Annotated in this window: 11 protein-coding genes and 1 other RNA gene; 10 read left to right on the top strand and 2 right to left on the bottom strand. The window is 45.8% G+C overall.

Annotated features, from left to right (window positions below):
* Window positions 1-158: 158 nt before the first annotated feature.
* Window positions 159-659 carry an aspartate carbamoyltransferase regulatory subunit gene (gene pyrI, locus WC788_09590; protein MFA6097848.1) on the bottom strand — a complete coding sequence of 167 codons (501 nt, stop codon included), beginning with the start codon at window positions 657-659 and terminating at the stop codon, window positions 159-161.
* 313 nt (window positions 660-972) lie between these two features.
* On the opposite strand from pyrI, the gene WC788_09585 reads away from it, so the two are divergent.
* From WC788_09585 to WC788_09550, 8 genes are all read left to right on the top strand, one after another.
* Complete coding sequence (locus WC788_09585; protein ID MFA6097847.1) at window positions 973-1,251, top strand: hypothetical protein; 279 nt, start codon at window positions 973-975, stop codon at window positions 1,249-1,251.
* 306 nt (window positions 1,252-1,557) lie between these two features.
* Window positions 1,558-2,116: RNase P RNA component class A (gene rnpB / locus WC788_09580), an RNA gene on the top strand.
* Between the two features lie 72 nt (window positions 2,117-2,188).
* A complete protein-coding gene (locus tag WC788_09575; protein MFA6097846.1) occupies window positions 2,189-3,598 on the top strand; it encodes a sugar transferase in 1,410 nt (469 codons plus the stop codon).
* An 804-nt stretch (window positions 3,599-4,402) separates the two neighbouring features.
* Window positions 4,403-4,732, top strand: coding sequence for a hypothetical protein (locus WC788_09570; protein ID MFA6097845.1), 330 nt, complete (start codon window positions 4,403-4,405; stop codon window positions 4,730-4,732).
* A gap of 22 nt (window positions 4,733-4,754) precedes the next feature.
* Window positions 4,755-6,728 carry a pilin gene (locus tag WC788_09565; protein MFA6097844.1) on the top strand — a complete coding sequence of 658 codons (1,974 nt, stop codon included), beginning with the start codon at window positions 4,755-4,757 and terminating at the stop codon, window positions 6,726-6,728.
* Between the two features lie 30 nt (window positions 6,729-6,758).
* Window positions 6,759-7,601 (top strand): dTDP-4-dehydrorhamnose reductase, encoded by an 843-nt coding sequence (rfbD, locus tag WC788_09560; protein MFA6097843.1) that lies wholly within the window; start codon window positions 6,759-6,761, stop codon window positions 7,599-7,601.
* Between the two features lie 291 nt (window positions 7,602-7,892).
* Complete coding sequence (locus WC788_09555) at window positions 7,893-10,322, top strand: beta-propeller domain-containing protein (GenBank protein ID MFA6097842.1); 2,430 nt, start codon at window positions 7,893-7,895, stop codon at window positions 10,320-10,322.
* Between the two features lie 149 nt (window positions 10,323-10,471).
* Window positions 10,472-11,050: a cupin domain-containing protein gene (locus WC788_09550; GenBank protein ID MFA6097841.1), complete on the top strand. Its 579-nt coding sequence runs from the start codon at window positions 10,472-10,474 to the stop codon at window positions 11,048-11,050.
* 60 nt (window positions 11,051-11,110) lie between these two features.
* Here the strand turns inward: WC788_09550 and WC788_09545 are convergent, their stop codons facing one another.
* On the bottom strand, window positions 11,111-12,370 hold the full coding sequence (locus WC788_09545) for a DEAD/DEAH box helicase (protein MFA6097840.1): 1,260 nt from the start codon (window positions 12,368-12,370) through the stop codon (window positions 11,111-11,113).
* A gap of 220 nt (window positions 12,371-12,590) precedes the next feature.
* On the opposite strand from WC788_09545, the gene WC788_09540 reads away from it, so the two are divergent.
* Together WC788_09540 and WC788_09535 are read left to right on the top strand one after the other, a co-directional pair.
* The gene (locus WC788_09540) at window positions 12,591-12,995 is read left to right on the top strand and encodes a hypothetical protein (protein MFA6097839.1); all 405 of its coding nucleotides are present in this window, start codon (window positions 12,591-12,593) and stop codon (window positions 12,993-12,995) included.
* Between the two features lie 236 nt (window positions 12,996-13,231).
* Window positions 13,232-13,497 (top strand): HAD hydrolase-like protein (locus tag WC788_09535; GenBank protein ID MFA6097838.1); only part of this gene is annotated, 266 nt, incomplete at its 3' end.

Genomic DNA, 13,497 nt, shown 5'->3' with positions numbered 1-13,497 from the left:
AAGTAATAGAGAGATATATAGAAAAGCAAGGAAGAAAAGATGACATAAAACAGTTAAGGCTCTTTGAGCTGTAAATTACCACCAGACGCCCTGTGATGTCCAGCAGGACTCACAGGGTGATTCACAAGATAAAAAAAGAGCATTTTTTGCTCTTTGTCTTATACCAGAAGCCTCGTTATTTCATTCCCGTGAACTATGTTGTCGCAATAGAGGCACCTGAGCTCCACGCCGTTTTCCTGATCTTCGCTTTCACGTTCAACGTGTTCAACCGAGAATTTGGGAGTTGCCGGTTCGTTCGTGTTTGTGATGCATCCCGGGTTCGGGCACTTGATGATCCCTTCGATCTCTCTCGGCAGTTCGACCCTGTATTTTTCGATCACGGCATAGTCCCTGACGACGTTGATGGTGGCGTCCGGCGCGAGGAGCGAAATTATGCTTATGTTTTTTTTATTGAGGATGATGTCTTCGATCTTGATGATGTCCTTCTTGCCGAACGTGGAGCTTGGAACGAACATGAGGACCAGGACCGGAGTCCCGTGCTTCTCGTCGATTTTCAGCACTTTCAGGATGTTGATCGATTGGCCTTGTTTTATGTGGTCGATCACGATCCCTTTTTCGATCTTTTTCACCTTGAACTCTTGTTCACTGCAATCTTTCATAAATTACCTCCGAATATTTGAATGTCCATTTGCACTTAATATTGCACAATATGGGAAATATGTAAATGTCTATCCGGAATACGCCTGATAAATATACCTCCCCTGATAAGGGGAACTGCCTGTCGGCAGTCAGGGGTTAGGAGGGGTTAAAAATCATCCAGAAATGCGAAACCCCCTCTAACTCCCCCTTGTCAGAGGGAGAGCTGCGTGATGCTGTTTCAAAAAAACTTGATCCAGTTGGTGCGAACCCATGGTCAGTTGTTGATTTTACGTCGAGGTGTGTTAGAATGCAATTATCAATCTAATCTCAATTATGGTAATCAAAATATACAAGCAGGATCTCAAAGACAATATAAACAGTTTTCTCCGGTCGTGCGGATATGCGCCTCATTTCGACAGCTATGTGAGAGTTCTTTCGGGCGCGGGATATCCCAGATACCATCTGTATATAAAAGAGAATGATGAGCAGTATCTCTTGAATTTGCACATCGACCAAAAGCGTCCGAGCTATGGAAAAGAGACCGCTCACAGCGGCGAATATGAAGGGAAAGTGGTGGAAACTGAAGCGGACAGGATCGTGGATTTTATATAAGCAGAATTGTTCCATTGTCGTATTGCTCTATTGTTATAATTCCCCTCTTGAGAGGGGCGGGGGAATCAGTATGTGGTATTGAGTATTTCGTATTGAGTATAATTAATGCGGAATTGTTCTATTGTTTCATTGCTCTATTGCTGAAACTCCCCTCTTGAGAGGGGCGGGGGTGTGTGAATTTGCGATTGTTTCGTTATTCTATTGTTTAAATTCCCCACATAGTGAAAAGTCGTGATTTGCCACTACAAATCCCCATCTTGACAAAACTGATAAATTTTATATAATAAAGGAGCTAAAAGATAAAGACAGTACGGACTAGATGATCGCCCCACAATAATTGATAACTAATCACTTTTAACTTATAACAATTTTACTACTTTGTTATTCGTTATCGGTTATGAGTTATTAGTTATTGTGGGGAGGAAAGTCCGAACACCCATATAGTGAACCTCTATGAAGTAGACAGTTGCTAACGGCAACCGTTCTGTCGCAGGGGCGATGGGATAGGGAAAGTGCCACAGAGACAATACTAGTCCCGATTTATCGGGATGAAAGGTGAAAAGTTGAATGGCGTCCGGATCATTAGTTTGATTCAGGCTACATTCGTTCATTGCCGGCGACGGCAATTGATGGTAAACCCTGTCTGGTGCAAGAGCAAACTTTGAGTTTCAAATTTTGGAGTTCAGTAAAAACGCCTGCGCCTAAAAACCGTGGGCTGAGATCTGAACTGCAATCAGTATGAAGCTCGAAGAGAAAGTAGCTCGCTCGATCCCGGCAGCAATGCCGGGGCAAGATAGATGATTGTCATTTCGGCGCGTGAAAATGCGTCGGAAAACAGAATTCGGCTTATTGTTCGCACTGTCTTTCCTTCTAGCATGAAAAATATGGTCATAAGCAATTATTACAACAAGCTAATTCACTTTTAAGCTGTTTTTTTATGAAGAGGTCGGAGCTGATTTTCAATGCCATTCTTGTTCCCGTTGATTTTCTGATGATCGTCATTGCAGGCACGATGGCCTATTCTTTGAGATTTACGCCGGAACTTTCGAATCTCCGGCCTATTGTTTTTGATCTTCCGTTTCAAAGGTTCATGGAGATAATTTTTGCGGTCGCGCCGATCTTTATTTTGATATTCGCGCTTTCGGGCCTATACAGCGAGCGGAACGTCAGGAAATTCTGGAGGGAAGTTTTCCACATCATTGTTGGAGTTTCGGCGGGATTCATGGTTCTGATATTCGTGACGTTCATGCAGCGGGAGATGTTCTCTTCCCGTTTTATATTTTTTGCAGGATGGGTCTTTGCGATCACCATGGTCGTGATCGGACGGCTGACGATGAGATTTTTTCAGGGCTGGATCACGCGCAAGCTCCGCCTCGGATATCACAGGCTGGTGCTCATCGGAAAGAACGGGATCGTGAGAAGCATCCAGAAAGAAGTGAAGGCGAACAAGGTGCTCGGATATGAAGTCGTCCGAAAGTTCCAAGTGTGCGATTTCGCGGAACTCGAAGAGACGTTTAAGGATCCGGGGATCGACGAAATAATCCTTTGTTCGTCGGAGATATCGAAAGACAGGATCCAGGAGCTTCTGGATTTCTGCCAGGAGAAGAACATCGGCTTCAAGTTCGTTCCGGATATGTTCCAGGCGCAGGCGGCGCTTTTTGAGATGCAGACCATTTCGGATGTCACTCTGATCGAGGTTAAACGGACCCCTTTGGACGGATGGGGGAAAGTTCTGAAGAGGATCTCGGATATAATTTTTTCTTCGCTGGGACTTTTGATCCTTTCTCCGTTTTTTTTGATAATAGCTTTGATCATAAAGCTCGACAGTGACGGGCCGGTTTTTGCCCGCCTTGACCGGATCGCTCAGGGGCGGAAGTTCAAGCTTTTCAAGTTCCGTTCAATGGTGAAAAACGCGCATGACATGAAATATGACGGCTCGGGAAATCTGAAGCCCGAATTTGCCGAGCGCAATCTTCGCGGCGGCGGTCCGCTTTTCAAAATCAAGAACGATCCGAGAGTGACGCGATTCGGAAGATTCATCAGAAGAACAAGGCTGGACGAGTTTCCTCAGCTTATTAATGTTTTCAGGGGAGAGATGAGCCTTGTCGGGCCCAGGCCTCATGAGCCGGAAGAGGTTGCGCAATACAAGAAGGGGCACAGGAAGCTTCTCACCATCAAACCCGGGATCACGGGAATGGGGCAAGTCAGTGGAAGTTCGGATCTGGATTTTGAGCGCGAAGCGAAGCTGGACATATATTACATCGAGAATTGGTCTTTATTCCTGGATCTCATCATACTTGTGAAGACTTTTTTCATATTCCTCCGTGGCGACGATTCTGCCTGCTGACCCAAAAAGTCCCCTCTTGAGAGGGGATTCAGGGGTGTGTTGTTATAGATACGCTTAATACTATAGAATCATATTCCTGCACCTTGCAGGTTTTTTGTTTTACCACAGAGAAAAACACAAATCACAAACAAAACATAATATTTAAAAACACACAATTACAGACGGATGTATTCAAATCCACCTAGCCTTCTTTGATAAAGGAGCGACGAGTTATGGGTATTAAAGCGAAATATACGTTCTCCCTTTGAAAAAGGGAGCTAGAGGGATTTTGATTACACGGTGAATTAAAATTAATCTGGACTTAAGCAAAAGCGCATTATTCTTTGAGCGACCCCGAGTACTCGGGAGAGTCGAGAAGTACTTCTGGAACAGTTCTCGATTTCGCTCCGCTTCACTCGAACAATAACTTGAATAATGTAGCAATGGAACAATTCCAGATCTACACACCCCTAGCCCCTCTCAAGAGGGGAATGGGGATAAAATTTCTAATTTCCTGCCGGTAGGCAAGGGGATTCAGGGGTGTGTCGTTATGGATTCGCTTAATACTAAAGAATTATATTCCTGCATTTCGTGGGTTTTTTGTTTGACCATGTTGTTAAAGTCCCCTCTCGAGAGGGGAATTATCACAATAGAACAATAGAACAATTCCGCATTGATTATACTTAATACCGTATACCTCCTTTGACTTTCGACGTTATGGACTTTCAGCTTTACGACTACCCATATACCATAACTAGCCTTCGCTTCCCTTTTGCAAATAAAATGTTTGTGGTATAATATTGCATATAACACTTTCGTATTTAAATGGATGTAAATAAATCATATCGATCCTGGATTTTTGTGGTTTGTTTTGTCGCATTTATGCCGCTGTTTGCCGAGGCGCAGATCATGTTCATGGATAAGCCTGTGATCGACATCGTGCTTGATCTCACGAAGTTCCTGCTCAGGATCACGGGAGGGATCGCGCTTTTTGTGCTTATGATTTCGGGAATAATGTATATGCTGTCGGCGGGAAATGTTGATTCAAAGAACAAGGCGAAAAAAGCTTTGGTTGCGGCGCTTGCCGGACTTTTTCTGGTGCTGATCTCATATGCGATAATGGTCGTTATAGAAAATATTTTTGTAAAGCCATAGAAAATATAAGTATCAAACAAAAATGAAAATAAAGTTCGGGTCTAAAATCAAATGCCGGATGGAGATGAATTTATTTTTGATAAATAAAGCAACAAGCGCGTTTTTGTTTGTCATGTTTTTTTCAGGTCTAATGTTTGTATTTCCATACAAGGCGGATGCGATATGCGTTCCTGTTTGTACGAGTGCGTGCGGAGGAGAGGCTAATGGTTGCTTGGGATTTTGTCCTGTAAAACCCATTGGAACAGCTTGCAGCGATGGAAGTGACTGTACTGATACGGATTCATGCAATGGTGCCGGAACTTGCGTGGGAGCGCCAACCGTCGCAGGCAGTGCTTGCTCTGATGGGAATGCCTGTACTAATCCGGATACATGCAACGGCGCCGGCTCATGCAATAGTGGAGCACCGACTCCTGCAGGCAGTGCTTGCTCTGATGGGAATGCCTGTACTAATCCGGATACATGCAACGGCGCTGGAACTTGCTTGATAGGAGCACCTACTGTATGTGCTGCTGATAGTTGTGTCGGATTGATCCGTACTTATAACGGAGTGTGCAATCCGGGCACTGGTTTATGCGGTTATTCCACGCAAGATTGTAATGACGGTGATGTGTGTACAACTGATTCATGTACTCCCGCAATCTGTACTAATACCTGGGTTCCTCCTACATGCAATTCGCTGACGGCAACACCTTCAGAACCGATCAGAAATCAAGGCGTCACCTATACGGCGTCATCAAACTGTGCTACTAGTGCAACTCTTGTTGGATTCGGTCCAATTCCTCCAAACGGATCCACAGGGCCATTTCCCTATAATCCGCCCGTCGGAGTGTATCAAAACACGTATTGGATGGACCTGACAAATCCTTCAGGGACCGTACCAAATGCCTGCTCGGTTACAGTGAAGCTTAAGCCGCAGTGTACTTTGAAGTGCAGGGAGAAGAATACCGGCGTGTTTGTAACTCCTTGTGTTATTGCAATGGGACAGGATGTGGATCTTGAGTGGACTACGAGAGATTGGCTATCGCCGACCCCGCTGATGATCACGACGCCGGTTCCGGATTCGTGGAATGTGGCTGGTATAACTCCGGCGCCGACCCCATTTGACACACCAGCAACCTCATCTATTGCGATCGATACTTTTGTGAATCCTCCCATAACATATACAATGACGTTGCAATCCGGGAGCGGTGTGACAAACACATGCTCGGCCACAACGGGAAAACTTCCGTCTTGTACGCTTACGGCAACTCCGCCCAATATCGTTTCGCTTACGCCCCAAACTTCGACACTCACTTGGGCTGCTTACGACTATACTGGTGCTGTCTGGGATGCAGGTTTGGCGGGAGGGGTTGCTCCATTGCCCGGTGGCACGAGGGTCGTTGCTCCGGCGGCAACTACGACATACACTATCAAAGTCTCAAATGCTCTGGGTGATGGCTATTGTTCAACGGTAGTGAATGTCGCTCCCGGAGTACTTCCGACATGCACCTTGACCGCAGTTCCGACCACTATAACGACCGGCATGGGAACAACACTCATCTGGACCGGCACAAATGCAGCCTCGGCAACGATCAACAACGGCGTGGGGCTTGTCGCTCCTCCTTCCGGCGGAGACACGCTCGGATATCCCACTTCGAATTTGTCATACACCATGACCGTGACAAGCACGACGGGCCACACGAATACATGTACATCTCCGATTGTAACCGTAAATCCTCTGCCAATTCCGGGAGGAAGCGGAGGATCGATGAAGTTGAAGGAGTTTACAAAATCCGCGGGAATCGTTCTTCATGATACCGCCAAAGAGCTTCTCAAGGTTATGGGCGGACTTGCGCTTTTGGTGTTTGTAATGAGCGGAATATTCTTTATGTTCTCAAGGGGAGAGCCGGAAGGCCGGACAAAAGCCAAAAAAATGCTGTTATATGCCATTTTGGGGCTCATTGTCATACTTCTTTCCTATGCGATGCTGGTGCTGGTTGAAAGCCTGTCGGTGTAGATCGGATATTATTATAAATAAGACCATCAGATGAAAATTCTTATATTGGGGAGCCGTGGTATGCTCGGCCATGAACTTATTGAAGTTTTTAAAGGTTTGCATGAACTTACTTTATGGGATCGCGATGAGATCGATATAGGCGATAAGGAAGACGTCAGTGAAAAAATAACCGAATTGAATCCGGATATCGTCATCAATGCGGCGGCCTATACTGCAGTGGATGATGCCGAAACGAACAATGAGATCGCATACAGGGTCAATGGCTATGCGGTCGGATATCTTTCAGGCGTTTGCAAGGAAATAAATTCTCTTTTTATACATTTCAGCACGGATTATGTGTTCGATGGCGGGAATAAGGATGGCTATACAGAGGACCATCCTGCCGCGAGTCCATTGAATGAATATGGAAAATCAAAGCTGCTCGGAGAGAAGATGATCTCGGATATCAATCCCAGGCACTATCTCGTCAGAACGTCGTGGCTCTTTGGAAAAAGCGGAAAGAACTTCATTGAAACGATGCTGAGGCTTGCTTCGGAAGGAAAAGATCTCAAAGTCGTCAACGACCAGATCGGCAGTCCGACCTATGCCAAGGATCTTGCCGAGAAGGTCAGAGAACTCGTCGAATCGAAAAAGCCTTATGGGATATATCATATCACCAACAGTGGAACGTGCAGCTGGTTTGAATTTGCAAAGAAGATATTCGAGCTTGCGAAGCTCGATCCCAGGATCCAGCCCGTAGGCACCGACCAATTTCCCGCGCCAGCCAGACGGCCGAACTATTCCATTCTCATAAACACCAAGCTGAGCAAGCTTCGGGACTGGCAAGATGCTCTCAAGGATTATCTTGTCGAAACGGGAAGAATATCGCGCTAATGTTACGAAAGATTGCCGGATTCGTAATATAATATAGATCGATCGCGCGGACGGAATGAATGGAGGAACACAAAAATATCAAATCATTTTTTATTAATAAACTAAAACAAAAAAATGAAAAAGAACGAAAATAAGCAGGATATGGTCCCGGCATTTTTCTTTATTTTTTTCATCCTGTTCGTCATTGGAGCTGTGCTCTTAATAAAGAGCCTATAGATCGCGAAGAAGGATCTATGTCCATATTGTGATCCAAAGATCATAGTGCTTTTCTAATTAAATAAATATACTATCATGGGAAACGAAAAGATAAACAATAACAGCCAAGCCGGCGCGGCAGGCGCAAGCGGCCAGCCGGGAAAAAACAGAAAAACGAGGACTAACAGCCGCGCATCGGCCATGTTTGTCGCATTTTTTGTCTGCATCGTCGTATTGGCCGCGGGTCTGGCCATTATTGCGAATATCAATTGGATCGGCGGCCCGATCGGCATCACTCCCGGCACCGGTGATGGCGATGGAGGCGTGATCTCGGACAATGAGAACACCGGCATAAAGAAGTTTGCATCAACCGAGGAGCTGAAAAAGTTCCTGGATGAGGGAATGGCAAGCAGTTCTTTCGGGATGATGAGCGGAGCATATGGCACGGTACGCAGGGAGACCATGATGAAGGATGCTACCAATCAGAATTTCGAGTCTCCCATAAGTTCTCCAGAAATTCCGACGTGGGGAGAGGCAAGGCCTCCGGAAAGCGCGCCAACGGGCGGCACCGGAGACTATTCGACGACAAATGTACAGGTTGCGGGCGTTGACGAGGCTGACATTGTGAAAACCGACGGAGAATATATCTATACGATCACGAACAACACCGTTTCTATAATAAAGTCCTATCCCGCTGAGAATTCCCAAATTGTTTCCAAGATAGAGCTTGATTCTGCTCCACAGAGCATGTATTTGAGCGGAGACAAACTTGCTGTCTATGGGCAGAAATGGAATTTCAATAACGAAAAGGCGCTGGGCGATGTGCTTATGCCGATCGGACGGACAAGCTTCACCTATCTCAAGGTCTATGATATAAGCGACAAGAATAGCCCGAAAGAAGTGAGAAGCCTATATTTTGAGGGGAGCAGCGCGAATTCAAGGATGATCGGAGACTATGTCTATCTTGTAACTTCGACCTATCCCTATTATGGATATAGGGTGACAAAGGGAAGCGAAGATATGATCGCGCCGATCATCATCGATCAGGGCGAGATCCAGAACAATGGCGCAAAGGATATCGTATGCAAGGGATGCTCGAATATATATTATTTCGATATCCCGTATAATTCATATACATACACGACTGTATCTTCGATCAATATAAAAGATGCGGCCGAAAAGGTGAAGAGCGAAGTGTTCCTTTTGGATCAGTCGCAGAACAATATCTATGTTTCGCAGGATAATTTCTATATAACATACACCAAGCAGATCAGCGAAGAAGCGCTTACGGCGGATATTATGATGGGAGTGGTGAGGGACTACATCTATCCTATGCTGTCGCAGGGCGACAGGGAGATGGTCACTGAAATAGAGAATACCAAGAACTATATACTTTCTCCGGAAGAAAAATTGAATAAAATCGGGATGATATTGCAGAAATATGAAAAGGATTTTGCCGGGCGGGAGGAAGAATTGCAGCAAGAGATCGAAAAACGCGTGAAACAGAAATATGAGGATATTTCCAAGGAGCTCGAAAGGACCGTGATCCACAAGATCGCGATCGACAAAGGAGATCTGAACTATAAGGCCGTCGGCGACGTGACGGGGATGGTCCTGGATCAGTTTTCCATGGATGAGAGTGCAGGCTATTTCAGGATCGCAACGACAAAGAACAGGACGTGGTCCCAGTTCGGGTCGGATGATACCCAGTCATACAGCAATATATATGTCCTGGATGGCGATATGAAGGTCGTCGGACAAGCCGAAGGTATTGCGAAAGGCGAGCAGATATATGCGGTGAGATTTATGCAGAACAGGGCATATATGGTCACATTCAAAAGGACAGATCCGCTTTTCGTGATCGACCTGTCGGATCCGAGCGATCCGAAGATCCTGGGAGAGCTCAAGGTGCCGGGATTCTCGAGCTATCTGCATCCTTATGACGCAACGACTTTGATCGGGATCGGAAAAGAGAGCGATGAGAACGGCCGCGTGACCGGAGGCGTCAAGCTTTCGCTGTTCGATGTCGCGGATGTCCAAAATCCGAAAGAGCTTGATAAATATGTTATCGGCAACAGTTCAAGCAATTCAATTGCCATAGACGAGCACAAAGCGTTCCTGTTCTCACTCGACAAGAATCTTCTTGTGATCCCGGTGAGCACGCAGGACAATTTCAAGGTATTGGATCAGGGGATATCGTTCGAGCAGCAGGAGATGATGATACGTCCGGTCCCTCCCGATTCCCCTATGCCGCCGCAGTATCCGAAATTTTTCAACGGAGCTTATGTTTTCAGCATTGACAAGTTCAGGTTCAATCTCCGGGGCCAGATCGACCATGCCGATAGTGCGGATGGTTATTGGACCGGCTACAGGACCGGCGTTCAAAGAAGTCTGTATATAAAAGACATTCTGTACACGCTGTCCGGAAAATATCTGAAGGCGAACAGGATCGACAACTTGCAGGAAGTGAAAACAATCGCGCTTCCGGCAACACCGAACGACTATCCGGTTCCGATGATGAAGTAGTTTGGAATATGTGGCATCGAAAAGCAGGCGCATAGCCTGCTTTTTTACGAACGGAGATCGTTCGGTATAAGCAAATATAGAATAAAACAAATTGACTTATGCGGATATTTTGCTAGTATAACGTTAATTGGCCCGGGAGGCGATTAATTTTGAAAAAAAATTCAAGCAAAAAGGTTATCGTCAGGAATGTCGGTGATGTAAGATCGACCGAGGATGTATGCGGAATGGTAAAGAAAATAACCACAGCGGAGGATCTTGCCGAGGCGAGCATCGCGGTGGCGACGATCAAAAGTCCGACCGTGCCGCACTATCACGAAAGATCCGCCGAATTCTATTATGTTCTGAAGGGAAAAGGAAAGATCCTGACAGGTTATCAGGATTTTGAGATCAGGAAAGGGACGATAGTTGTCATTCCTCGGCGCATTGCGCATTTCACGATCCCGAGAGAAACGATGGAAGTGATCGTGTTTTCGGCGATCCATGCATGGGAAAGCAAAGATCAGATCGTTCTTGGAGAAAGAGACGAGGATGTTCTCTTCTCGCCGTTCAAAGAAAGGATGGAACTGATCGATGAATTGCTCGCGCGAAACGGACTTGATTATCATGAAGACGGGGATAGAGATGAGAACAAGGAGATCGAACAAAAAAGGAGGAGATTCATTTCGCAAAAGAAATTGGACAGCATTCCGATCGCGGAATTCAGGAAAATGCTTTCCGTAGACAGATAAAGGATCAGAGCATCCTTTTTTTCATATGAAAAACGCCAGGGTTACTGGCGGTTTTTCGGTTTATCTTGAAAATGATCTTGCGCGGCTGTGATTATAGTTGCCTCTGGAATTCCTGCGCGGAGCTCCTCGTCTTCCCCTTGGTGGATAGAAATGAGGGCGGTTTTCCGGAACATATTGTTCACTCTTCATGTCGGTCTGTTCCATCTTTGGAAGATCCGGTAATTTGGAGACGGGCAGCGGTTTCTTGATGAGGCGTTCGATCAGTGTTACGTCGAACCTCTGGCTCGGAGTCGCGAATGAGATCGCATGTCCGTAGCGGCTGGCGCGTCCGGTTCTTCCAATGCGGTGCACATAGTCCTCCGGCGAGTCCGGGAGGTCATAGTTCACAACGAGTTCTATATTGGTGACATCGATCCCGCGGGCTGCGATATCGGTTGCGACCAAAACGCGGAATTTTCCGGTCTTGAACCCTGAAAGCGCGCTGAGTCTCTGGCTGAGGCTCCGGTCCGAATGGATCTCTGAGGCGGTATGCCCCATTTTTCTGATCCTCTCGGCGATCCTTCTGGCTCCGTGCTTTGTTCTTGAAAAGATGAGCGTGCTGCCCACATGTTTTTCGAGGACCGTTTTCAGAAGAGCCATTTTGGATTCGTGTTTGCAGAAGTATAGTTCATGCGTAACGTGGTTTGTGACGGATCCTGACGGCGCAACTTCGACCCTGATAGGGAGCTGCATGTATGATTTTGCGATCGACATGATCTTCGGGGGCATAGTCGCTGAAAAAAGCAGCGTCTGCCTTTCTTTCGGGACATTCTGGAGGATCTTCCTTATCTGGGGCTCGAATCCCATGTCGAGCATCCTGTCCGCTTCATCGAGAACAAGAATGGAAACGTGTTCGAGCGAAATGGTCTTTCTTTGGATGTGATCCGCAAGACGTCCCGGAGTCGCAATTATGACATGCGGATTGTTCCTGATGTCGCGTATCTGGCGGTTCATGTTGTCTCCGCCGATCAATATCGCGGTTTTCAGTCCCAGGGGCTTTCCGATCTTCTCGATCGATTCGTTTACTTGGATAGCCAGTTCTCTGGTCGGAAGTATTACAAGACCATTCGAAAATGACGAAATAAGCTTTTGTATCATGGGTATGCCGAAAGCCAGCGTCTTGCCGGTTCCGGTCTGCGCGATGCCCACGATGTCTTTCCCTTCGAGCGCAGCCGGGATCGACTGATACTGGATGGGCGTCGGCTCGGTGAATCCGCGCTTAGTTAATACTTCCATGATCGCAGGGGCTATTCCAAGCCCATTGAATGTTTTTTGTTCCATATGTGTGTATAAAAAATACTGACCAATAAATTTCAAGGTCAGAAATAAATTACTGAAAAAGAAATTAAGTCATTGTTTAAGTTCTCCTATTATAGCATAAGATAAAAATATTGTCAATTATTCTTCGACATAAGAAATAAATATTGACGGCGCGATCCATTGACAAAAACCGACGATAATATATAATGTTATACAAAATGTCCTATATGAGGTGAACAGCATGAGTGAAAGAAAGAGAATATTTGATGCGGATATAGACGGAATATACTTTGAGGATAAGACGGGAAGCGAGATATGTCATTTTTCTTCCGTAATAAACCCGAAAGGCATTCTGACCTCTCTGTTCGACGATTTCGGGCAATTCAGGGGAGTGATACTCCTCAATCCCGGAGAGACGAAGGAGATATTCTGCAACGGAAAGTTCAAAAAGTGCGACGACAGAAAGATCATTTTCGGACTGATCAATCAATTCGATGAGGATGGCAATATATCGATTGAGTATTTTATGGGCGTTTTTTGCGAACTGGAAACGATCATCACCGTAAGGGATGGGGAAAAATTCGAACAGCGAAAAATATATCTCAATCCGGGAAAAACGGAAGAAATAACAGTAAAAATAAAATAAGACATCTCCAAATTACGGGAGATTTTTTTATTGATTTATAGACAGCCGGTCCCCCAATCGCGTCGTGCTGAGCTTGCTCGCCTTGCTGACAGCCGCCGGCGAAGCGGGTCGAAGCATGGAGGGTGCAATAAGGCGAGCTGTTGTATTTCCTGCCGCTTCCCGAAGTTTGGAAATTCATATTATTTTCATATTTCGGATAATTCTGTATAATATGTGTATAAGAATAATGATAAAAAATGGAAAGAAAATTCAGATTCGGGATATTCGATCTGGACGGAACTCTGGTCAATTCGATCCCGACCTATGCGGAAACATTCCGCGAGATACTGGAGGATAAATTTGCGATCTCGGGGAAAGAAGTGGAAGAATATTATTTGAATTCCACGGGAACGCCCCTTGAAGAGCAGTTCGCTCATGTCCTTATGGCAAACGGAAAACCCACCGATAAAATTGCCGAGATGACGAGAGAATTTTTTGATATTGTGAACAGAAAGGACTTCGT

Source organism: Candidatus Paceibacterota bacterium (assembly GCA_041661265.1).
Classification (GTDB): Bacteria; Patescibacteriota; Minisyncoccia; order JAHIHE01; family JAGLIN01; genus JBAZUT01.
This window is presented reverse-complemented; position numbering and strand designations above follow the sequence as displayed.